We start from the raw sequence: 23964 nt of genomic DNA on the forward strand, positions 1-23964 counted from the left end.
TTTAGCTGTAAATAATGAAGAAAAATAAATTGTTAATAGGAACTGCTATCGCTTGTGTGGCGTTAGCAGTTTTAATCTGGTTTGCTTTTTCACAGCAAAGCTCTTCTGTTTTAACGTCGTCTTTAGAAAGTCAGCAAGAGTCTGGGACAAAAGTGGCAGATAGTCAGAGTGAATTTTCTCGTCAAAATATGCTGAATTTGAGTTCATCAGAAAAGGAAAAGTTGTCTAGGCAACAAATTGTTTTTAATGAAATAGAAAAAGATCAGCTTCCTTCTAATGTTAATTTTCTGCTGCTTAAAAATGCTAAAGGTATGATCATTAAATATGATCCAAATGTGATTGAACTTAAAAAAGTGGGCGACACTGTTAAGTTCCAAATGTTGGAATATGGCATTAATCGCACGGGTAAAATTGTAGAGATCGAACCTGTTGACCAGGATATTGTTCGGTGGACTGGAAAATTTGATCAGGGCGATCCAAATCAGAATTTCTTTACTATTACTCAAAGTCAAAAAGATCACTATACGATCATGCAGATTTTTACCGAGAAAGGAAATTATTCGGCTGAAATTAAGGATGGTGTAGGGCTGGTCCAAACCATGGATGAAGGTGTAACTGATCAAGAGCTACATCATGATCATCCTTAGACAAATAAATGGTTCTGGTAGAGAAAAGAAGTCAGTTCGCAGTTTATCTGTACGGATATGAGCTTTATGCGTTCACACTCTTTTAAAAACAAAGTATGCTTATGCCTGTAAAAAGGAGCATACATGTATCAAGTACTTGCTAGAAAATACCGTCCACGTAATTTCAATGAGTTAGTGGGGCAAAACCATGTTTCTCGTGCATTAAGTAGTGCATTGGAACGCGGTCGTCTGCACCATGCTTATTTATTTACAGGAACGCGTGGTGTAGGTAAAACTACAATTGCACGTATTTTAGCCAAGTGTTTGAACTGCGAAACAGGTGTGACTTCAACGCCGTGTGAAGTCTGTGCAACGTGTAAAGCGGTAAATGAAGGCCGTTTCATTGACCTGATCGAAATCGATGCTGCTTCAAGAACAAAAGTAGAAGATACACGTGAACTTTTAGACAACGTTCCTTATGCGCCAACGCAAGGTCGTTTTAAAGTTTACCTGATTGACGAAGTGCATATGCTTTCTACGCATTCTTTTAATGCGTTATTAAAAACACTAGAAGAACCACCAGAACACGTTAAGTTTCTGTTTGCTACGACTGACCCACAAAAGTTACCAATTACGGTCATTTCACGTTGTTTGCAATTTACTCTACGACCTTTAGCTGTCGATGAAATTACCAAGCACCTTGGCGCTATTCTTGAAAAAGAGCAAATTAATGCCGATCAGGATGCAATTTGGCAAATTGCTGAATCTGCTCAAGGTTCATTACGTGATGCATTATCTTTAACTGACCAAGCCATTGCTTATGGTCAAGGTTCTGTACATCATCAAGATGTTAAAGAAATGCTTGGCTTGATTGACCGTACGATTATTTATGATTTGATTTTAGCGATTCATCAGAACCAACGTGAGAAAGTAAGCCAGCTTTTATTGCAATTTAGACATCAAGCTTTAGATGTTTCACTTGTGCTTGATCAGTTGATTTCGACATTGCATGAATTGGCAATTTTGCAATATCTACCTGATTTGAGTTTGAAATATAGCGATGAAATCAATCGCAAAATCATGCAGTTGTCTAAGCTGATTTCTGCTCAAGATTTGCAGCTTTATTACCAAATCGCATGTAAAGGTCGTTCAGACTTGCAACTTGCCGTGACGCAAGAGCAAGGTTTTGAAATGTGCGTTTTACGCTTATTGGCATTCCGTCCTTTAGCGCCAAATGAAATTTTAGTAGCAGAGCCTGTTCAACAAAATGGACAAGCAGTGGTGAATCACCAAGTACAGCAACAAGTTCAAGATATTGCTCCTGTAAGTGCTATTCAGCCTGTTGAAGTTATTAGTCAACCCGCTATGGTTGAACCTGAACCTGAACCTGAACCTGAACCTCAGTCTAATCAGGATTTAATGGTATTTGACCCAAATCATCATGAGCTGATTGGGCTTGAGTCAGCAGTTGTTCAAGAGACTGTTAGTGTTCTGGAAGAAGATTTCATTCCGGTACCAGAACAAAAGTTAGTACAAGTTCAGGCAGAAACCCAAGCAAAACAAATTGAACCAGAACCAGCTTTTTCTGCTGAGCCTCAAGGTTTGTTTGAGACATCTAGCCCTGAATTTTCCCTTGATCAAGATGCGCCTATAACTCCTGATTTGTCTTCTGAACCTGTTATTGAACAACAGTCATTTGTACAAGCCGAAGTAATGATTCAAACAGAAACAGTTGCCGTTGTAAAAGAGCCTAGTGCAACTGATAACGGTCAGTTGATGCCTCAAGATATCTTGAAGCTGGCTCCTCAAGCTTTAGAAGGTGAGTGGACACTTGAAAAATGGGAATACTGGTTTAGAAACAGCCAGCTTTCACCAGCCGTCCAAGAACTTGCGCAACATGGTGTAATGACCGGTGAAATTGGCGGCAATACTATTTTCCATATTCCTCAAGAATATGAAAATATGCTGACCCAATTGCAGCAAGGCCTTATTGATGCATTAAATGAGCAATGGCCGAATACTCAATTTACAGTTGAATATGGTGCTTTGAATACATCTACACCATATACCATTCAAAGTGCGCGTAAAGAAAAAGCCTTTCACAGAGCCGCTGAGCTATTACAGCAACAGCCAGTCATTAAGAGTTTGATAGAAACTTTTGATGGCGAACTACAAAATATTCAATTAAAGCCTTAAATTTAACTGAGTTTTGATCTGGTGCAGAATATGAAAATAATAGAATTTTCATATTTTTCACTGGATTGAAATATTTGGGTCATGTCACTGTCATTGTACTTTTCTATGTTAGCCATTTTAGATTTTAAATGGATTGAACATAGCAATGAAAAGGCAATGCACTGGAATAAATTGTTTCAAATATTCATATTTTTTATTAATCGGCGCGATTCTGCTGAGTGGTTGTAACGACTCAGCAAATGATAATTCAAATACACCAGAAACAGGTAAAAAGCCTGTAATGCGCTGTGCTCCATAAACTTAAATAATAAAAAGAACCTGATCATGATTACACGTCGTAAATTTTTAAATTATTCTTTAAATATGGGTTTTGGTGCTGCGGCATTGGCAGCTTTCCCATCTAGTATTCAAAAAGCTTTAGCAATTCCTGCAAACAATAAAACTGGCACCATTCAGGATGTCGAACACGTTATTATTTTAATGCAGGAAAACCGATCTTTTGATCATTACTTTGGAACGTTAAAAGGTGTTCGAGGTTTTGCTGACCGTTTTACAATTCCTCTACCAAGTGGCCGCCGTGTTTGGGAGCAGCTTAGGAGTAATGGGCAAGTTTTAACGCCTTTTCACTTAGATGGTACAGCCAATAATGCGCAGCGTGCAGATGGTACACCGCATACGTGGAATGATAGTCAGTTGGCTTGGGATAATGGGCGTATGGCAAATTGGCCAGCCCATAAAACTGATATATCCATGGGTTATTTTAAAGAAAAAGAAATTCCATATCAGTTTGCACTTGCGAACGCCTTTACGATTTGTGATGCCTACCATTGCTCTATGCACACTGGAACAGATGCAAACCGTTCTTTTCATTTGACTGGTACAAATGGGGCGACACCGACCAAGCGTTCATTTGTAAACAATGAATGGGACTGGATTGATGGTAATCCCGCTACGGCAGATCGTGGTTATACGTGGAAAACCTATGCCGAAAGATTAGAAGAAGCAGGGGTAAGCTGGATTTGTTATCAAAATATGCCGGATGAATGGGGCGATAACATGCTCGGGGCATTTCGTTCATTTAGAAAGGCAAACATTGCATCTGGCTATCCTGTTGCAAGTGGTGGTGAACCAAATAAACCATATGCCGATACAGGGCAAAAGCTACCCTATAAAGCCTATGATGCGGCTACTGATAATGCCAAAAATCCACTTTATAAAGGTATTGCAAATACGTTGCCGGGCAATAAACCAGAAGAATATCTCGACGCTTTTAAACGCGACATTCGGGAAGGTAAATTACCTCAAGTGTCTTGGATTAATGCTCCATCAATTTATTGTGAACATCCGGATCCTTCAAGCCCAGTTCAAGGGGCTTGGTTTATTCAAGAAATTATTGATGCATTAACTGCTGTGCCAGAGGTTTGGAGTAAAACAGCACTCATTATCAATTTCGATGAAAATGATGGTTACTTTGACCACGTACCGTCACCATCTGCGCCATCACGACTTGCAAATGGTCAGTATGCTGGCAAATCGACATTAAGCAGTGCCGATATGCAGGATGAATATTTTGATCATGCTGCGCCTGAAGGAAGCCATTCTCAGCCTACACCTGATGGACGAGTTTATGGTCCGGGTCCTCGTGTTCCGTTATATGTGATTTCCCCATGGAGTCGTGGTGGCTGGGTGAACTCGCAAGTGTTTGACCATACCTCTGTGCTCATGTTCTTAGAAAAACGTTTTGGTGTAAAAGAGCCGAATATCAGTGCGTACCGCCGTGCAGTGTGTGGTGATTTGACCAGCGCATTTAACTTTAAAACACCAAATGCAGATGCTTTACCGCAGCTGAGTGGTAAACAAACACGTGTGCAGGCAGATGCATTAAGAGAAAATCAAGAAGCTTTGCCAGCTGTTCCTGTACCAACGGATACGAAGTTACCGATTCAGCAAAGTGGTATACGTCTATCGCGTGCGCTACCTTACGAACTGCACACCAGCGCGCGCTGTAAAGCTGATGGTAAGGTACAATTGATTTTCTCTAATACAGGTCAGCAAACAGCGGTTTTCCATGTCTATGACAAACTTAACCTAGACCGTATTCCAAAGCGTTATATTGTCGAGCCGAATAAAACTCTAGATGACGAATGGGATGCTGTAAAAGATAACCTAGGTCGTTATGACCTATGGGTACTTGGTCCAAGTGGCTATCATCGTCACTTTAAAGGCGATACTCAACGTATGGTTGATAGTGGTGTTAAACCCGAAATTCGAGTGTGCTATGACATTGCCAATGGCGATGTTTATGTTGAACTCATGAATGATGGTACCAAGGATGCAATATTGACGGTAAAACCTTGTGCATATCGACAAGATACGCCTTTACAACTTACCGTAAAAGCGGGACAGGTTGTTAAGCAACATTGGGCTTTGGCTGACGTGGGACATTGGTATGATTTTGAAATCATGAGTCAGAGTGATCCGTACTATTACCGACGTTTTGCGGGCCGAGTTGAAACGGGTGAAGACTCTTTTAGTGATCCCGCAATGATGTAAATTTAGGTGGGCAAAAAGAACAGATCATTTTCTTTTTGCCCCATTTTTTATAATAAATAACTTTTTAAAGCTTCACGAACTGACTCAGAAATGGGCACAGTCTTACGCGTTTCGCGATCAACAAACACATGCACAAAATGTCCTTGAGCTGAGGCTTGATCTTGACCTTGTTTAAAGATCGCCAATTCATAACGTAGTGAAGTCATACCGATTTTACCAATCGCCACACCTACCTGAATAATTTCTGGAAATGACAATTCCTGAAGAAAACTACAAGCTGAATCGACCACTAACCCAATTGACTTTGCTTCATGAATATCAAAACCTGTTTTCTGAATGAGCAATGCATTGGCTGCTGTATCGAAGTAGCTATAGTAAGTCACATTATTCACATGACCATAGATGTCGTTATCTGCCCAACGTGTTTGAATGTCTAAAAAGAACTTAAATTGATCACGGGTTTTTAAAACTGGTTTAGTCATTAATGAATCGCCTGATAAATTGCCAAAGCAGCTGCTTCTGTCATGTCTCGTGGATTATTTTGTAGCAAGCGAGTTTGTAACATGGCATCTTGTGCAAGCCGAGGTAAGCTCGACTCATTAATACCTAAATCTCTAAGTTTTAAGGTCAAGCCACTACGGTCTAAGTGGTTCTGCATGTGGTCAATAAATAGATCACACAAGCCATCAGTGCTGCCATTGCTGTATGGATCGAGCCATTGCATAAGCTCTGCATAGTATTTTTTTGCATTGGGCGCATTAAATTTTAATACTTCAACCAACACTAAGGCATTGGTATGCCCATGCGATAAATGAAAATGACCGCCCAATGGGTAAGCTAAAGCATGTACAGCGGCAACAGGTGAGTTTGCAAATGCTTGACCTGCGAGCATTGAACCGAACAGCATGTTTTGACGTGCTTCTAAATCATTACCATCTTTAAGAACTTTAGGTAAGTTATGGTTTAGTAGCTTCAAAGCATTCTTAGCTAAAATATCGGTGTATATATTCTTCTTGTGTTTAGAAGTATATGCCTCAATAGCATGTACCATCGCATCAATACCTGTTGCAGCAGTAATATGTGCTTGAAGATTTTGAGTAAAAGTAGCATCAAGAATTGCTGTATCGGCATATAGTACCGGAGAAACAATTCCCATTTTTGTTGTCTCGCCAGTAGTCACAATTGAGATAGGCGTTACTTCAGAACCTGTACCCGCCGTCGTTGGAATCAAAATAAGTGGTAGGCGAGCTGTTGTTACTTGGTTTACGCCGTACATCTCTTGCAAACTTTGGGTTTGGTTGGGGTGGGCGAGTAAAGCAATTACTTTTGCAACATCTAAAGAACTGCCACCACCAAAACCAATAATGGCATCTACATTTTGCTGTTTTGCATAATTGGCTGCATCTAAAACGACTTGTTCTGGTGGGTCAGCCTGAACATCTGCATAAATAACATATTCAATATTGAGCGTATCTAAAATTTGAAGAATGGGCTGGTGTAATTGATTTTTAACCATGCCAGAATCAGTGACTAGTAATAACTTACGGTAAGCTTTTGAAGACAAAACATTCTGTAATTCTTGTATAGAGCCTAAGCCAGAGATGATATTTGGGACGGTTTGAAATTGAAAATGGCTCATATACATTATTTCCTTATTTTTGAAAATTATTGTTGAACGGTTCTATAAGATTCAATCTTCAAATAACTTAGCATAAGACACCTTAAAATAAAGTAGTTCTGAGGCGATTATGTTGAGTGTTATATGAGATAGTCACTACTTTCATGCGGTCAGAGTCAGACGATAGAAGGAGATCATGCAATTAATTTAAAAGATCATCCAAAGGTGGGCTTTTTGTTATTTATACTGTTCAGTAGATTTTCCTGAAGGCTGCTAACTCATATAATGTCTTAACAATTTATAATTTTATTCGGTTCAAAAAGTGAAAATTTCTAAAACTTTACTTAGTGTTATTGGATGTACTTGCTTCATGCTGAGCTCCGCAGTAATGGCTAAAACTAGCTCTAGCGTCTATTCACCAAAAAAGGGTGTAATTTGTGACAAATATATTTGTGCTGACAAGAAGGGTGTATCTAAAAAACTTACAGCCAAATACTTAGGAACTCACAAAGCCAACAGAGCATTCTCTCAAGGCGATTTTGATACATCAGCATTTACACTCTCAAATGGTGTGTTCTGTGATACCAAAACGAAACTATGCCATGTCGATCGATATTTTGAGAATGGGCACCGTAGCAAGATTGATAGAACTATGACTGATAAACTTTTTAAAAATAAATGATTTTTGTCTTCATGCTGCTTAAAAGCCCATAATATTTGGGCTTTTCTCTAGAAAATATAAGATAAAATAGATTACTAACTAAAAACTATATAAGCTCTGAAAAATCAGTTTTTTATTTAGGTTTGCTGAATATATCAATAAAAACTAGTTTGATAAGTTGTATTACTGGCATTTAAAAAAATTATGGGCTTGCAATTATGATTGCGGTAGCATTTGTTTTAATTAATGCGGACTCTTAACACATTAAATCCTTAATTATCATGGATGAATAGTAAGGTAAAATAATTAATGAATTAATTAGAAAATCAGAGATGTTATTCAAAATAGTTAACTACGCTTATGTTTGTCACTTATCGGATTTTATAAAAATATTTACCTACTTGTTTATACTAAGTTTTCAAAATAAAAACGGGATAATGATGTGAAAAAGATAATACTAGCGACAATAATGAGCTTTGGTGGAGTAGGGAGTACTTTTGCAGAATGTACTTATAACTTTGATGCGACACTAACTCAATTGCAATCTTTAGGTAATACTTCTATTCAGAAGTTTCCAAATATTACAGGCAATAAGTTTTCTTATAAGACATCTCAGCAAAGTCCCATTTATTCGGCTTACAGTCAAGATTACCTTTCACGATTTCTAGCAGCAAATGATTCATCTGCTATGTTATACACCAGAGGGGATAAAGTAATACCAACTTCTGGAATTGTAGCGTTTGAATATAAAATTAAAGTTCCTACGTTAGGTAATACAGGGTATGTAAATATTTTCCCAGCTCTAGCAGCAGGTATTATGCAGAATGGTAAAGCTGTGAATTTTATAGTTGCGTACCAACATGGGCCTACGGTTAATAACTTTTATATTCAAACGACTTCAAATGATAGCGCGGTAGTTTCTGATCTTTTTAACTTAGCTCCGGAAAGTACTTCCGATGGCTACCAAAAAATTGGTATCTATATTAATCAGAACTCTAATCAAGTTGGTTTAGTTTTTAATGGAGTTAACAAAGGATATTTTGCTACTTTCCCATCCAAACTAGATAACTTGTATTTTTCATTAACTTCTAATTTTTATGATTTAGCAGCAACTGATGTGAATAAAGATGTTTCGATTGAGTTTCTACTTGATCAATCAAAAATTACACAAACTTATCCGACTGGTACCAAAGATGTTTGTGGAGTAGCTTTGTAAAAAGTCTGTTAAATTTAAAAAACTTTCACTAGCCACTTTCGAGTGGCTTTTTTACAGTTAAACGAAAGTGAGATGAACAGAACAAATTATTCCTTATTTCTGCGAGGAATGAGTTTCAGTTCCAGATTATTAAGATCTATGACTTGATTAGATGAATCAACAAGCTTTAATTTGAGTTGATCATCTGAATTCTTCTTAAAAACTTTCACAACATCTTTATCTGCTTCAATAAAATTACTACCAGATTCAAGCATGGCAAGCAAAACAATATTTAAGCTTTTACCTTTTTGGGTGAGTAAGTATTCTTTGCGCTCTCGTACACCCACTTCTTTATAAATTGATAGTTCAAATATTTCTAATTGGATGAGGTGTTTTAGACGATTAGATAAAATTTGCTTCGATATACCTGTATTTTCTAGAAAATCATTGAATTTCGTTACGCCGTAAAAAGCTTCTCTCAACAATAGGATCGTCCAACTATCGTTCAATATCTCAGCAATTTTGAAAATTCCACACACATCTACTGAAAATCTATGATCTGGAATAATATTTGACATTCTAGGAAGCTCCAATTAACATGAGTCTATAATTTAGACCTAGACTTAATTCAGGTAGCATTATGCCATTTATAAATATACAAACTATAGAGGGTTTACTAGATAAAGATAGTAAAGCTGAACTTTTCAAACGAATAACAGATTTATTTGTAGAGATAGAAGGAAAGGGAAATCCAGCTTTTCAAGAGCATGTGTGGATACGAATAGATGAATATCCACCTGAACAGTGGCAATTAGGTAGCTTAAGGCCAACGAAGGAAATGATTGAGTTGATTAGCAACGTCAAATGATTGTTTTGGACCTTTTACTAAAGCTGTATTAGTAAATCATAAGTTATACATTAAGTAGTTGCTATCCTGTTTTAGGATTTAAAGCTCATATAATTATTAATAATGTAAGTGTCTGCTTTGCTGTAAAAGCTCTCTTCGGAGGGCTTTATTATTTTATTCAAAATTAGAAGGTCAGCTACTTTGTCGACTGATTTATCAACTTTTAATCTATTGATAAACATTATTTTCCTTTTCAAGCCATGTGAGTTTTGACAAAATGCAACACGTCACAATGGTCAATTTGATTCTGACAATAATTTATAGTTCTGTCAGGGTTTTACATGCTCCATATTAATTTCTATTTAATTCAAATGCTTGGAAGTAGTTTCTAATGGAAACACAATATAAGGTGTTATGCGTCTGTTTAGGAAACATTTGCCGTTCTCCCACGGCTGAAGTGGTTTTCAGACATTATTGTGATGCACATCAACTTAATGTCATTGTCGATTCAGCTGGAACGAGTAATTATCATCCAAATAAAGCACCTGATCAGCGTAGTCAGTTGCACGCTAAAAAAAGAGGTTATGACTTGTCGTCTTTACGTGCAAGGCAGCTTTCAACACAAGACTTTTTAGAGTTTGATTTGATTTTGGCAATGGATCACCAAAACTTTGATGATATTCATGACATGCTACAAAGTGCGGTTTCTCAGTTTGGTACTCATCAAATTCGTGCAAAAGTAGCTTTAATGAGTGAGCATGATCCTCAATATCTACAACAAGCTTTACCTGATCCTTATTATGGTGGTGCTGATGGCTTCGAGCGCGTACTTGACCAATGCAAGTCTAGTAGTTTGGCGTGGGTTAATATTTTAAAAAAACAATTGAATGTTTAAGAATAGGTTTTTCAACACAATGCAAATTCAAAATCAGGTACAGCTTAAGCCATTCAATACATTAAGTTTAGATGCAACAGCTTCACATTACACAAAAGTCGGTAATATTCAGGATATTGAAGAAGCTTTGGATTTTGCTAAGCAGCATCATTTAAATGTACTTGTGTTATCGGGCGGTAGTAACATGTTGTTGCCGCAGCAGATCAATGCTTTAGTGATTCATCTTGATATTCAAGGAATTGAAGTATTATCTGAAGATCATGATTTCGTTCGGGTTAAAGTAGGTGCAGGTCAAGTCTGGCACGATTTTGTTTTATATAGCACTCAGCAAAATTGGTTTGGTTTGCAGAATCTAGCGCTTATTCCAGGCTTAGTAGGTGCGTCACCTGTACAAAACATTGGTGCTTATGGTGTTGAGGTTGGTGAGTTTATTGAGTCGGTACAAGTGTATGACCGTAAATTGAAAGAAACTCAGACAATTTTAGCAGCCGAATGCCATTTCGCTTACCGTCATAGTATTTTTAAAGATGATCCGAATCGTTACATCATCACGCATGTCACTTTTAAATTACTTAAACAGCCACATTTAAAACTTAACTATGGTGATTTGAAGCAAGCAGTGGGAGACAATCAGACTGCTGAGAACTTACAAAATCAAGTGATCCATATTCGCCAAAGTAAACTCCCTGATCCAAAAGAGTATCCAAATGTAGGTAGTTTCTTTAAAAATCCGATTGTTAATTCTCAAGAATTTGAACGTCTAATCACACAATTCTCAACAATTCCACATTATCCTCAAGCCAGTGGAAACGTTAAAATTGCAGCAGGATGGTTAATTGATCAGGCGGGTTGGAAAGGGAAGCAACTCGATATGGTGGGGATGTTTCATAAACAGGCATTAGTTTTGGTGAATTATGCCAATGCATCTCTTACTGATGTAAAGAAAACTTATCAGGCTGTACAACATGATGTTGAACAGCGTTTCCATATTATGTTAGAACCAGAGCCTGTGCTTTATAACAGTTTAGGTTTAATTGAAAATCATACGGAATAGTTTTATGCCAAAAGTACACTTAATGGTACGTTTAGTACAAGTAGTCACCGTGCTATTTGTACTATTAGGCTGTTTCGTGGTTTTTTTATATTCGCCGTTTTATTCAAAATTAATTGTAGCTGGACTTAATTATTTTGTACCGGTTGATGTGAATCAAGTCGCCGCTGAAAGTCAGAGACAAGCTGCATTAAGTGAACATGATAATTTAGAGCCAGGTTCAAATCTATGGATTGCTCGTCAAGCGTATTTAAAGCTGACTGAAAAAGCTTTACGTGAAAAAAAGACAACAGATCTGACCTATCTTCAAGAAAACTATAAGGCTTTGCAACAAATTATTCTTTTAGAAGAAAAGGAACAAGATTCAGAGGCAGCCGCTTCTGTAACGGTTCCTTTAGTCGTGAAAAACTCAGAAATTGATGCTGCTGATGAAGCAAGTAGCCCAATTGATGAAGCACTCTTTATTAATAGTTCAGAAAATAAGGCCCTTACAGAGCAATATACCGAGTTTTTAGCACGAAAACCTGTAGTGCCAGAACATCAAAAAGCTGTTAGCGAACCTGAACAGAAAATCGAGTATGTTCGTAAAAACCCTTTACCAGCTCCATCTAAAAAGTTATCACAACCTTATGCAATTGTTGTTTTAGGTGGTGGTTTGACGCTTGATAAAAATGGAAAAGATATTGTAGTTAATGGCTATACACGCTTGAGACTAGAAAAAACCTTAGAAGTTGAAAAACAAAATCAGCTTCCTATTGTACTGAGCGGTGTTGAAGCGCCTTATATGCAAGCTTGGTTAAAAGAGCGCGGCGTTGATGCAAAGTTACTAGAAAAACGTAGTATGAATACTTGTGAGAATACAAGATTTAGTTCTCTATTACTTCAGAAAAAGGGTGGAGCACCGACGGTCATGTTGGTTACAGATGAATACCACATGCCGCGTACTCGCCGACTATTTGCTTTAAATGGTATAGAAACCATTCCTGTTGTGGCTCCAATGCCAACACCACTGACACGCTGGCAACCAAGTGTGCAAAATTACGATCATAGCCGTCGTGCAAATTATGAATTACTTGCGACAATTCGCGACATGTTGTTTGGCTCAAGTGATTGTCGAGAGGTACCTTAATGTCAGATATCCCATTTCTCAATCCTGCCGTATTAAAACAATTAGATTTGCCGGTTCCTAACCGTGATCTTACGCCACAGGTTTTAAGTCCACTTAATCTAAATACATTAGAAGAACCATCACGAGATTTACTAGCTTACCGTAAGTTGTATGGTTTGCATTTACTTGAATGTGATCATTGGCAGGGCTATGTTCAAATGCCTTTGTTTCGATTACATGTGCAAGTTTTTAAGCCTAAAGTAGAAAAAATACAAGGTACTGTCTGCTTATTACATGGTTATCTTGAGCATAGTGGTATTTATCAGCCCATTATTCGTGAAATTCTTGAACAAGGCTTTAGTGTCATTACCTATGACTTACCAGGGCATGGTTTAAGCAATGGCTCACCAGCAAGTATTCAAAATTTTGATCACTATCAACAAGTTCTGATGGCTGTTTATCAATATGTAAAACATGCAGATCAGTTACCAAAACCTTGGGTAGGAATTGGACAAAGTACGGGTGGCGCAATCTGGATGCATCACTTATTGGAATATGCTGAAAAACGCCAAGATCCGATTGTAGATAGAGTTTTGCTACTTTCTCCTTTGATTCGTCCTGCAAAAACAGCATGGTGGCATAACCCAGTTGGATTGGGCATTATTCGCCGTATTAAGCGCCAAGTACCAAGACACTTTAGACGTAATAATCATAATCCTGAATTTTTACGTTTCATTCGTTTAAAAGATCCTTTGCAACCTCGAATGATGGGCATGGACTGGATTTTGGCAATGTCTAAATGGATGCAAGAAATGGAAGAGCGGCCTGCTTGTCGTATTCCTGTCTGGCTTGCACAAGGTGCTCTCGATCAGACCGTTGATTGGCGTTACAACATTGAATTTATTCGTCGCAAATTTAGACTACAAACGTTATTAATGCTAGAAGAAGGGTCTCATCAATTAATTAATGAGCGTGCCGATATACGTGCAGCTTTAACAGGATTGATTCCAGCATTTTTACATGCGAAGCCAAAACATTTTTATTATTAAAAAATAATGCATCTATCCAAAAAAATTGGATAGATGCATGACTTAATCTTTGTACTTTATTTTGAATTTTGATAAAGCTGCATAAAGTTTTTATAAACCGAAGACTGCTTTTGTGGATTATACATATTGCGTTCGATTGTTCCCTTATCCGTTTTTATCAAAACATTAACATTTTGAGCACTTTTAAACTCTTGCAAGAATTTACTTGGAATAACAAAGAAAGTTGTAGAATGTTTAGGAACTAATCGACTTACATTGGTTTTTTCAGTCGATTGAGCGGGTTGATAGTTAAATCGTTTCCCATCAATATCAAATGTTAACTCGTTAATATCATAAAAGTTATAACTACTACTTAAATGAACATCTACACGAAGCTGATCTTTTTGATTTTCGTTCCATTTCACGAGTAAGCTTGGGCATAGTTCAGTTGGTGAGCAGTTTAGCTGACCCGCTGTCTTTACCTCTTTAGGAGCTGTTGTACTAACCTGTGTGGTGCTACAAGCCGCTGTAAGTAGACATGAACCCAATAAGAGTAGAGATTTCTTCATCATATAAATTCCAAGAGAGTATGCTTAATATTATTTATGTTAAGTGTAGTAAATTTTGACATAAATTAACGCATAGATGGGCTTAAAAATACAAATGGTTTTGCAATTTTAAAAGAAGACGTGGCATCACCTGCATATATATGGCTTTGATCGGGGCCTAAATCTAGTCTACGAGTTTTACCATCTTTAAAATTAATCTTTTTCAAATCAACCCAAAATACATTTGGTGATAGTGCTGACTCGAAAAAGTAGAGCATCTGTTTATGATCGGCTACAGTTCGCCAGCGAGTTGAAGAGATATTCGGTTCTTCTTGAGTATTTAGTCCATAGGGAACAGAGGCATTTCGAATGACACTAAATACAGAGGCTTGAGCCTGTTTACTATCATCATTTTTAGGAATTGCATTAATGTAAAAAGATGCTCGTGCAAAGCGATCGGATGCTCGATTTGTACCGGGGAGCATGATCGTTCCACCAATTTGTTTCCAATATTCGGCAAGTGCAAGTTGTTTATCGAAAGTAGGTGAGTTAGTCATGACTTGATAGCTGCGGCTATGGTGAATCACTTGTTTTCCACCAATATATTCAATAATTGCGCTATCACCTGTTTTGTCAGAAATAGATAAATGTAGGGTAGTGAGGCGTGTTTCGCCTGGGACATTATCGGTCACAATCGTGTAAGGTTCTTTTTCTAATGCTTTAACGGCTTCATCGACAGTTGCGAAATTATCGAGTACATATTGAGCCCATGCCGCAATACTGAGTAAAGGCTTATCTGTTTTTTTCACATCTGGATATTGAGACTCCACTAACCATAAAATATTAGCAACCAAGCCAGCTTCATTCATTCCATCTGTTGTGGAAACTTCATAGCCTGTGGCAATTACACTTCCATATTTAGAAGTCCATTTTATTGAATTGGAGCCTGCACTACCGTCACGACTAACCCCGCTTGGCATAATCCACAAATTTGTACCCGTATCAACTTTCCAGTCCATTGAGCGAGCAGTAATAATATGTTGGTTATTGCCTAAATATACGGCACGTGTACAAGCAACAGCATAGCTACTTAAACCTACTGCTAGTGCGACAAAAGAAGAGATGAATGTTTTTTTCAACATGATGAGATACCTTCTTGTTATAAGCATTAAAAAATTTTTATTAAATAAAATTAAATTGTGTACGTTATTTATACTTTTATATTAGGTGAAAAATCTATTAAATACAAATTAAAAGGGGGATGAAATTTAAGAAAATCACATATTTGTTTTAAATGTGGAAGAGCATCACACTATAAGTGTAATGCTCAACATATCAAGTTAATATAAATTAAAAGTGATTGGCATCCGCCATATTCCACATCCGATAATAAAAATTATCATCGTCATTATTAAGTTCAGACTGTAAAAGTTCGCCTTCTTTTAAGAAAAAATGCAATTGAGCATAGTTCTTAATTTCACGGTCGTTTACTCGCTGAGCCAAATGATGAGCTTTAATATCAGAAGGGTGACGTAAACCAGCCGCAGCAATCATTTCGGATAATGCATGCAATGTATTTTTATGAAAATTAAATACTCGTTCTGATTTAGTGGGTATATCAATTGCTTTTTGACGGTCTTTATCTTGGGTTGCAACACCTACAGGACACTGGTTGGTGTGACAGCTTTGTGCCTGAATACATCCAACAGCAAACATGAAACCACGTGCTGAATTAACCCAATCTGCACCTAGAGCAAAAGTACTGGCAATATCGAAGGCACTAATGATTTTACCACTCGCACCAATCTTAACTTGATCTCTTAGTCCTGCACCCACAAGGGTGTTATGAACAAAACGTAAGCCTTCACGTAATGGAGTACCAATATTGTCGCTAAACTCAATTGGCGCTGCGCCTGTACCACCTTCAGATCCATCAACGACTATAAAGTCAGGAACAATTTTTGTTTCTAGCATTGCTTTAACAATACTCATGAATTGCCAAGGCTGACCAATACAAAGTTTAAAACCAACTGGTTTACCTCCAGATAATGTGCGCAATTTCTGTAAGAAATGCATCATTTCAATAGGAGTAGAAAAACTAGAATGCTTTGCTGGAGAAATACAGTCATGATCGCGAGAAACCCCACGGATTTGTGCAATTTCTGCGGTAATTTTATGTTTAGGTAAAATACCACCATGACCTGGTTTTGCACCTTGGGAAAGCTTTAGCTCAATCATCTTGATCTGTGGCAATTGAGATTGCTTGGCAAACTTTTGTTCGTCAAATTTCCCATCCAAAGTACGGCAGCCAAAATAACCGCTGGCAATTTGCCAAACAATATCACCGCCATTTTCCAGATGATAAGGGCTTAAACTACCTTCGCCAGTATCATGATAGAAACCGCCTAACTGCGCACCTTTATTTAAAGCACGAATCGCGTTGGCACTTAAACTACCAAAGCTCATGGCAGAGATGTTCATAATTGATGCACTATACGGTTGAAGGCATTGTGCATTACCCACCTGAATACGAAAGCTCTTTGGATCTGCTGGTGGGCAAGGGCTTATTGAATGGACAATGAATCGATAATTTTCTTGATAAACGTCAATGATTGAACCAAATGGTTTATCTGCATTTTCATTTTTAGCACGCTGATAAACTAGACTTCTTTGCATACGAGAAAAAGGTAGAGCATCTTGATCCGCTTCAATAAAGTATTGGCGAATTTCTGGGCGTATATCTTCAAACAAAAAACGGAAATGCCCCATAATTGGGTAGTTTCTTAGAATTGAATGTTTATTCTGCAAAACATCATAAAGGCCTAATAAACTTAGTGCACCTGTAAGCACCCATAACCCGTTAAGGAGAGTATCAGAAATAAAATAATAGATGCTATGAGGGGTGTATACGGTTCGAAACCATGTAATGCTCAGTGCAGTAAAAATACATAAGAACCAGAGAGAATGGCGCGAAAAGAATGTATTGAGAAATTTATGTCGAATGATTTGTGCTGGACTCGCCATATTGGAACAAATTCCTAATGTTTTACTGGTACATACCTTGCCAAGAAGCAAGTGAAACTACAAGTGTGGAATTGTTAGTTTCAATAGAAAATAAACAGTACAGCTGTGGCTCACTCAATTTAGAAATAGATTTTTAAAGAAAGTATTTAAGCGATTATTAATATCTAATTTGGAGGTTTAGGAGATTAAATAAATTATCAAATGCTTAATTATTAAATTGATATATTTTATAAATTTTAGCTGTAATAAAGAATATTTCTATTAAGTATTTTCATTAAAAGGGATGTGGATTAATTAGATTTAACTTTAGATTTAATTAATAATAACTTTTTTATTTGTATGTTTTTTGATTTAATTAATGTTGTGCTATTTAATTGTTTTTTGCTAATATAAATAAATTAAAATCTTTTTTAATAGAAATTACTACAACTATATAAGATTCTAAAAAATCATTTAAGGACTGAAATGAATTGGAAACTATTAATCTGCTCTGTTTTTCTCACTGAGGTTTTTTTCTTAACCTTAATGTTCTATCTAGGTTTTGATCTAGATACTTTCAAAAAAGTCGCTCTAGTACAAAGTATATTAGTCGCTGCAACTTTAATATTTGACTCTATGGAAAGAAAGAATAATCCTATATTTCCTGGATCTATCGTTTATCCCTTACTCGGTATTTTATTTGTTTTTGGGTTGACACCTATTCTAGATTTTTTTGCAGAAAGACCTAAAGGATTCCATAGCTGGGACATTAAAAATATTTTAGTAATGGGATCGCAAAGTGCAGATTATCAATTCAGAGAGTTAGCTTGGTATGGTAAAGCCTATATACAATTGGGTTTTGCTATGGGAGGTGGTTTTATTGGCTTGATTTTTCATTTAATTTTTAGAAATAGTTAAGATAGCAGGACTTTCTTCTTTTAAAGGGAAATTGTGTAAGTGCTGAAAATTCTTAAAAAATCTTAGAAGTATCGATAAGTTACTTAGATTTCTTATTCATAAAATATTCTTTTCTTATTCATTTAAAATATATAGAACAATCAGTAGCTTACTTTTTGTTCATTTTTTTTTACCAAAAATTAAAAAATTATAAAATACTAAAAGTGATGGTACTGTTTACCTAATGAAAATATATAATTTTTTTAGTAAAACTAACAAAACCTAGATAGAAGTATCGAAAATCGATATAAAAAGCATGATAAACCATAAAAATTTTTATAATTGAGAAATTCATCAGAAGTTGAATTATTAATTGATATTTAGAATGAAAGTTATGTTAGTGTTTTTGTTGTTTTTTTGTATTATGCGCCGTAAGTAGAGTAAAAAAATAACGCTTTGAAAAAACAATCAGAAAAGCTAGTGATTGTGATGGGGAAGGCTAGTTTTTACATCTATTAATTTTATTGGCGTAATGTAAAAAGGTTTTTAACCATGAAAAAGTCTCTCATTTTATCAGTAATTACTTTGGGTTTAATGTCTATCAATGCGGCAAATGCTGCAACTGCAACAGGTACTTTGACTGTTAAAGCAACAATTACAAATAGCTGTGTATTGAATACTTCAGCTACAGGTACAACAGCTAATGCAGTTTTAGATTTTGGTACTTTAAGTTCTCTTGCAAGCAATGTAGACGCAGACACCACAACGACAGGTGGTACTGCAATTAAAGTTTTATGTAACAACACCGTGCCATGGACTTTGGCTTTCGATGCCGGCAAAAATGCTCAAACGACTCAACGTCGTATGATCGGTGGTGCAACCAGCAACGAATTTATTCCTTACAACCTTTTCTCTGACACTAACCGTGCAACAGCAATTGGTATTGCAACCTCTGCTTATAGCGGTACTGGTACTGGTGCGCCACAAACAGTTAACGTCTATGGTCGTATTCCAGCTGGCTCAACTTTACCAAGTGCTGGTAGCTATGTTGACACAGTAACAGTAACAGTGACTTACTAATTTTTAATAAGTTTTATTGTGTCATTGCTAGCTCTTGATTTAGAGAGCTAGCCTAATTTGAGAAAAGTCGTTCTGGGCAAATCATGAGAAAAAATATCTTTGTTACTACAAGTTTATTGTTATTTTTGCCTAGTATGCTGAATGCTGCATCAATTCGTCTTTCGCCTGTAAGCGTTGAAATATTAAATGATCAATCGGCTTCTTCAATTAGTTTGTATAACCAGTCAAATGAAAGTAGTGATTTGCAGGTACGTGTATTTGAATGGCGCCAAAATGCTGGGCAAGATCAATTAATACCTACAGATGAGATCGCGGTTAGTCCACCATTTTTAAAATTACAACCTAATGATTCTTATAACCTACGCGTAGTTAGAATTAATCCAGTACCTATTTCTGGTGAAAAAACCTATCGTATAATTATTGATGAACTACCAAAACCGATTGATAACCGTAAAGTGGATCAGGGAGTTAATGTACTACTACGTTCGTCATTGCCTTTATTTGTAGTCAATAAAGATGCAATTACTAAACTTACTTGGTCAATACAACAAGAGCAAAATAATTCCTCTCTTATAATTAATAATGTTGGAAATCGACATGCGCTTTTAAGCAATTTAACGCTTGTTGATACAACAGCGAATAAAAGCTATGCCATTAAAGTAAATACGGTGAATGGTTATATTCTTGCTGGTAAAGCAAGAAATTTTAATATTAGCCCTGATTTTAAATTTCAAGCGGATCATAAATATAATATTTCATTGAATATTAACGGTAAGCAAACATCTCTTTAAAGAGGCACACATGAAATATCTCGTAAGTGCCTTATGTGTTATGTACTTGCCGATTCATGCTTTTGCTGAATCATTGCAAGATAGCACCAATGCTGCTTTACCAAGTATTCCGGAAGTTACAAACTCTTCTCATCAGGTATTCATCTCTGATAAGGCGTACACACAGCTTTTCTTAAAGATTTCTATTAATTCGAGTATTTCAACAGATTTGATCTCGGTGCGCCAAGATCAAGATAGAAAGCTGTATATCCGTTCTCGTGACTTGAAGGTTTTAAGGGTGAAAATGGATGAGCAGACTCCTGATAACCAATGGGTGTGTATTGATGAATTAAAAGGAATCCGTTTTAAATATCTAGAGAATGAACAGGCTCTAAATTTACAAGTTCCCTCGAACATGTTGACGGATTATTCAGTTGACTTAAATGGCCAGCAGGTCACCAGCCCTCATTTGCTGAAAATGAAGCCCTTAACCGCGGCTATTCTGAACTACAGTCTGTATAACACTATAACCAATGACGAGAATGTTTTCTCAGGTTCGGCAGAAGGGATATTTAACAGCGCAATCGGTAACTTTTCTTCGGGCGTTTTATACAACGGTAGTAATAAAACGAGTTATAGCCATGAAAAATGGGTGCGCTTAGAGAGTAAATGGCAGTACGTAGACCCTGAAAAAGTCAGGATATATACCTTAGGGGATTTTATTTCCAATAGTTCTGACTGGGGTAGTAGTGTACGTCTGGCTGGTTTCCAGTGGTCAAGTGCTTATACTCAACGAGGTGATATTGTCACCTCGGCACTACCACAATTTTCGGGTTCGGCAGCACTTCCTTCAACACTAGATTTATATGTTAACCAGCAAAAGATTTATTCAGGGCTTGTGCCATCAGGCCCATTTGATATTAAACAACTTCCGTTTATTTCGGGCAATGAAGTTACGCTTGTGACTACCGATGCAACGGGTCAGCAGAGCATTACTAAACAGGCTTACTATTTTTCATCTAAAATTCTGGCAAAAGGTATTAATGAATTCTCAGTAGATGTTGGTGTTCCACGCTATAACTATGGGCTGTTTTCAAACGATTATGATGATGCCACTTTTGCTTCGGGTGCGATTCGATATGGCTACAGCAACTCGCTGACCTTAAGTGGTGGTGCAGAGGCTTCAACAGATGGTTTATCGAACCTCGGGGCGGGGTTTGCCAAGAACCTGTTTGGCTTTGGGGTGATTAATGCTGACATCGCAGCGAGTCAGTATAAAGATGAAAACGGTTATTCTGCTCTAGTCGGTTTAGAAGGACGTATCAGTAAGAACATTTCGTTTAATACCAGTTATCGTAAGGTATTTGATAATTACTTTGACCTTGCCCGCGTGTCTCAAATTCGATATTTAAAAGATAATCAATCCGATGATGAACCCAAAAATTATTTAAGCTACAGTGCACTGGCAGATGAGATTTTTAGAGCAGGAATTAACTATAATTTTTACGCAGGCTATGGCGTTTATTTGGGCTATAACCAGATCAAATATAGCGACAATGCGAATAAATTAGTATCTACCAATTTAAGCGGAAGCCTGAACAAAAACTGGGGCTTTTATGCATCAGCGTATAAAGATTATGAAAATCAAAAAGACTATGGCATTTACTTTGCGCTGCGTTACACACCGTCTAGCCGAGTCAATGCGATTACAAGTATTTCTAATGAAAGTGGTAAAACAACGTATAGACAAGAAATAAATGGATTTAGTGATCCACAAATCGGTGCATTTGGATGGGGAGGTTATGTTGAGCGCGATCAAGATGCGAATCAAAACAATGCTTCAATTTATGGTTCTTACCGTGCTCGTGCAGCTTACCTGACAGGTCGATACAACCGAATTGGGGATAACGACCAAGTTGCGCTTTCAGCGACCGGATCATTGGTTGCGGCAGCAGGGCGAGTCTTTGCGGCCAATGAAATTGGAGATGGTTACGGAGTTGTGACCAATGCTGGGCCACAAAGTCAAATTTTAAATGGCGGGGTAAATTTAGGAGCAACTGATGGAACCGGTCGATTCTTAATTGCAAATTTAAGACCTTATCAGCTTCATCATATCTATCTAGATCCATCATATTTACCTTTAGAGTGGGATGTTAAATCCACTAACCAAATAGCATTTGTAGGTTATCGCCAAGGAGCTTTGATTGACTTCGGTGCTCATCAGGTCATTTCTGGATTAGTGAAACTTGTTGACCAGAATAATTCACCTTTACTACCGGGTTATACGGTTCGAATTAATGGACAACAAAATGGAGTGGTTGGCTACGACGGTGAAGTATTTATTCCAAACCTATTAAAGCAAAACAAGCTTGAAGTCGATCTTCTGGATCATGGCTCATGCCAAGTTAGTTTTGCGTATGAAAATAAGCAATACAGTGCTAAAAAATTGGGGCCTTATGTATGTCGTTAACTACTGCGAGTCATAGTTTTTGGATGAAGAGTGAAAAGTTTTCATTGGCCATAAAGTATATTTTAGCACCTGTTCTGTTTTTTATATTATATGCATTTTTTAGCTCTGCACATGCGGCTTGTACGGTAACGGGAACAACTAATAGTACTTATACCTATACGGCTGCTACGATTAATAGTGACGCAAACATCAACTTCTCTGGCACGATTAGCTGTCTTGGAGGGCGTACTACTCCTGAAATTTCAGGTTATATGTGCATGAAAACCGTATTTACGGGAACCACAAATACTAATAACAGCGTTTCATTACCTTACACCGTCATAGCAACCGTAGGTGGCGCTGGATCTTCTACCACCAACCAGAGCTCAAATGTTTGGTATGGTCCAGTGAGAACGGTCGCTTCAAATAATATTATTAGTTACTCGGTAAATGTAAAAGTCCCAGCCCGCACAGGGTCTCTTATTGCCTATCCTAAAGGGACATATACGGGTACGGTTCAACTTTTTTGGGATATGCAAGCAAGTTCTAGTACTGTCTGTGAAGGTGATAGCGGAGGCGGATGGGACTCAGGCAATACCACTATCACTGCTAATTATGTTGTACCGAGTATGTGCCAATTAGACTCCACATCAAATGTAGATTTTGGCAATATCAATGATATTGGTACGACGAGTCGTGATTACACGGCACAAGGTGCAGTGAATACGACGTGTAACAATGGAACCTCATATAGTATTTACTTGGGTGATGGAATTAACCGTATTGCTGGAGGCTTTAGACGTATGACAAATGGTAGTAGTCAATATATCCCTTACCAGCTATATCAGAACTCGACTTATACTACGGTATGGGACACTACTGGTGGTGTAGCCACGGTTGGAGGTTCTGGAGGTGTTTCTAAAACAGGCTCAGGCACTGCCCAAAGTACAAATGTCTATGGAAAAATTCCGCAGGGTACAGCTATTTCAACGACACCTGGTAATTACTCAGATACGATAGTTGTTACAGTAACTTATTAATAATCTGTTGGAATTTGATATTGAGTCTGTTTTTTTATATTTGGTTGCTCATGCGAATAGTCATGAGATTTAGATTTGATTTTTTAATTGTTCTAATTTGAAGATGCTGTAAAAGCTTTTAAAGAAAAGATAGACGTAAAAAGGTGATCAACGGTAATGTTGTTTTAGAATAAGTAAAAATAGAAAAAGACAAATTAAAAAAATAAGAAAAAACATCTGATGAATAAATACCTTATGAATATTAAATGTATTTTTACACAAGTTAACAGATTGTACAAATTAAATTACAGTTGTCTTATATTCATTTAGTCTTTCTTATCAATAAAAAAAGCTTTTAGAAGCGAAGTTGGTTATTAATAATTTAGTTATTTGTATTGGAAAACAAAGTGTTAAAATTGT

21 protein-coding genes are annotated in these 23964 nt (G+C 37.0%); 15 read left to right on the forward strand and 6 right to left on the reverse strand.

The window, feature by feature from the left end; translation table 11 throughout:
* Positions 1 to 14: 14 nt before the first annotated feature.
* From cpaB to I7H67_RS09980, 3 genes are all read left to right on the forward strand, one after another.
* On the forward strand, positions 15 to 647 hold the full coding sequence (gene cpaB, locus I7H67_RS09970) for a metalloprotease secretion chaperone CpaB (RefSeq protein ID WP_198307742.1): 633 nt from the start codon (positions 15 to 17) through the stop codon (positions 645 to 647).
* A 123-nt stretch (positions 648 to 770) separates the two neighbouring features.
* On the forward strand, positions 771 to 2822 hold the full coding sequence (locus I7H67_RS09975; RefSeq protein ID WP_198307743.1) for a DNA polymerase III subunit gamma/tau: 2052 nt from the start codon (positions 771 to 773) through the stop codon (positions 2820 to 2822).
* 324 nt (positions 2823 to 3146) lie between these two features.
* Positions 3147 to 5375 carry a phosphocholine-specific phospholipase C gene (locus tag I7H67_RS09980; protein ID WP_198307744.1) on the forward strand — a complete coding sequence of 743 codons (2229 nt, stop codon included), beginning with the start codon at positions 3147 to 3149 and terminating at the stop codon, positions 5373 to 5375.
* A 47-nt stretch (positions 5376 to 5422) separates the two neighbouring features.
* Here I7H67_RS09980 and I7H67_RS09985 read toward each other — a convergent pair whose 3' ends face one another.
* Entirely contained in the window at positions 5423 to 5857 is a 435-nt protein-coding gene (locus tag I7H67_RS09985) for an acyl-CoA thioesterase (RefSeq protein WP_198307745.1), read from the reverse strand.
* Positions 5857 to 7014 (reverse strand): iron-containing alcohol dehydrogenase, encoded by a 1158-nt coding sequence (locus I7H67_RS09990; protein ID WP_198307746.1) that lies wholly within the window; start codon positions 7012 to 7014, stop codon positions 5857 to 5859. The genes I7H67_RS09985 and I7H67_RS09990 overlap by 1 nt, the downstream gene beginning before the upstream one ends.
* Before the next feature lie 349 nt (positions 7015 to 7363).
* On the opposite strand from I7H67_RS09990, the gene I7H67_RS09995 reads away from it, so the two are divergent.
* Positions 7364 to 7675, forward strand: coding sequence for a YcgJ family protein (locus tag I7H67_RS09995; protein ID WP_151989200.1), 312 nt, complete (start codon positions 7364 to 7366; stop codon positions 7673 to 7675).
* A 421-nt stretch (positions 7676 to 8096) separates the two neighbouring features.
* Positions 8097 to 8870 carry a DUF4882 family protein gene (locus I7H67_RS10000; protein ID WP_198307747.1) on the forward strand — a complete coding sequence of 258 codons (774 nt, stop codon included), beginning with the start codon at positions 8097 to 8099 and terminating at the stop codon, positions 8868 to 8870.
* 86 nt (positions 8871 to 8956) lie between these two features.
* On the opposite strand, the gene I7H67_RS10005 is transcribed toward I7H67_RS10000, so the two are convergent.
* Positions 8957 to 9427, reverse strand: coding sequence for a winged helix-turn-helix transcriptional regulator (locus I7H67_RS10005; RefSeq protein ID WP_198307748.1), 471 nt, complete (start codon positions 9425 to 9427; stop codon positions 8957 to 8959).
* Positions 9428 to 9489: 62 nt separating this feature from the next.
* Between I7H67_RS10005 and I7H67_RS10010 the strand changes: the two genes are divergently transcribed.
* The 5 genes from I7H67_RS10010 (at position 9490) to I7H67_RS10030 (ending at position 13799) form a co-directional block, all read left to right on the forward strand.
* A complete protein-coding gene (locus I7H67_RS10010) occupies positions 9490 to 9717 on the forward strand; it encodes a tautomerase family protein (RefSeq protein ID WP_004791732.1) in 228 nt (75 codons plus the stop codon).
* Positions 9718 to 10087: 370 nt separating this feature from the next.
* The gene (locus I7H67_RS10015; protein WP_198307749.1) at positions 10088 to 10591 is read left to right on the forward strand and encodes a low molecular weight protein-tyrosine-phosphatase; all 504 of its coding nucleotides are present in this window, start codon (positions 10088 to 10090) and stop codon (positions 10589 to 10591) included.
* Between the two features lie 19 nt (positions 10592 to 10610).
* A complete protein-coding gene (gene murB, locus I7H67_RS10020; RefSeq protein WP_151822617.1) occupies positions 10611 to 11645 on the forward strand; it encodes a UDP-N-acetylmuramate dehydrogenase in 1035 nt (344 codons plus the stop codon).
* A gap of 4 nt (positions 11646 to 11649) precedes the next feature.
* Positions 11650 to 12771: a YdcF family protein gene (locus I7H67_RS10025; protein ID WP_107880867.1), complete on the forward strand. Its 1122-nt coding sequence runs from the start codon at positions 11650 to 11652 to the stop codon at positions 12769 to 12771.
* Entirely contained in the window at positions 12771 to 13799 is a 1029-nt protein-coding gene (locus I7H67_RS10030; protein ID WP_004791742.1) for an alpha/beta hydrolase, read from the forward strand. The genes I7H67_RS10025 and I7H67_RS10030 overlap by 1 nt, the downstream gene beginning before the upstream one ends.
* A gap of 56 nt (positions 13800 to 13855) precedes the next feature.
* Here I7H67_RS10030 and I7H67_RS10035 read toward each other — a convergent pair whose 3' ends face one another.
* From I7H67_RS10035 to I7H67_RS10045, 3 genes are all read right to left on the reverse strand, one after another.
* On the reverse strand, positions 13856 to 14350 hold the full coding sequence (locus I7H67_RS10035; protein ID WP_198307750.1) for a hypothetical protein: 495 nt from the start codon (positions 14348 to 14350) through the stop codon (positions 13856 to 13858).
* 62 nt (positions 14351 to 14412) lie between these two features.
* Complete coding sequence (locus I7H67_RS10040; protein ID WP_013197447.1) at positions 14413 to 15468, reverse strand: linear amide C-N hydrolase; 1056 nt, start codon at positions 15466 to 15468, stop codon at positions 14413 to 14415.
* Between the two features lie 208 nt (positions 15469 to 15676).
* Positions 15677 to 17350 carry an FMN-binding glutamate synthase family protein gene (locus I7H67_RS10045; protein WP_198307751.1) on the reverse strand — a complete coding sequence of 558 codons (1674 nt, stop codon included), beginning with the start codon at positions 17348 to 17350 and terminating at the stop codon, positions 15677 to 15679.
* Positions 17351 to 17815: 465 nt separating this feature from the next.
* Here I7H67_RS10045 and I7H67_RS10050 point away from each other — a divergent pair, with 465 nt between their 5' ends.
* From I7H67_RS10050 to I7H67_RS10070, 5 genes are all read left to right on the forward strand, one after another.
* Positions 17816 to 18247 (forward strand): hypothetical protein, encoded by a 432-nt coding sequence (locus I7H67_RS10050; RefSeq protein ID WP_198307752.1) that lies wholly within the window; start codon positions 17816 to 17818, stop codon positions 18245 to 18247.
* Between the two features lie 531 nt (positions 18248 to 18778).
* Complete coding sequence (locus I7H67_RS10055; RefSeq protein ID WP_192835187.1) at positions 18779 to 19306, forward strand: spore coat U domain-containing protein; 528 nt, start codon at positions 18779 to 18781, stop codon at positions 19304 to 19306.
* Positions 19307 to 19389: 83 nt separating this feature from the next.
* On the forward strand, positions 19390 to 20097 hold the full coding sequence (locus I7H67_RS10060) for a molecular chaperone (RefSeq protein ID WP_198307753.1): 708 nt from the start codon (positions 19390 to 19392) through the stop codon (positions 20095 to 20097).
* Positions 20098 to 20137: 40 nt separating this feature from the next.
* Complete coding sequence (locus tag I7H67_RS10065; RefSeq protein WP_227602564.1) at positions 20138 to 22546, forward strand: fimbria/pilus outer membrane usher protein; 2409 nt, start codon at positions 20138 to 20140, stop codon at positions 22544 to 22546.
* Positions 22537 to 23565: a spore coat U domain-containing protein gene (locus tag I7H67_RS10070; RefSeq protein ID WP_198307755.1), complete on the forward strand. Its 1029-nt coding sequence runs from the start codon at positions 22537 to 22539 to the stop codon at positions 23563 to 23565. Before I7H67_RS10065 ends, I7H67_RS10070 begins: the two co-directional genes overlap by 10 nt.
* Positions 23566 to 23964 lie beyond the last annotated feature (399 nt).

The sequence above is a fragment of the Acinetobacter sp. ACIN00229 genome (assembly GCF_016106645.1).
Classification (GTDB): domain Bacteria; phylum Pseudomonadota; class Gammaproteobacteria; order Pseudomonadales; family Moraxellaceae; genus Acinetobacter; species Acinetobacter oleivorans.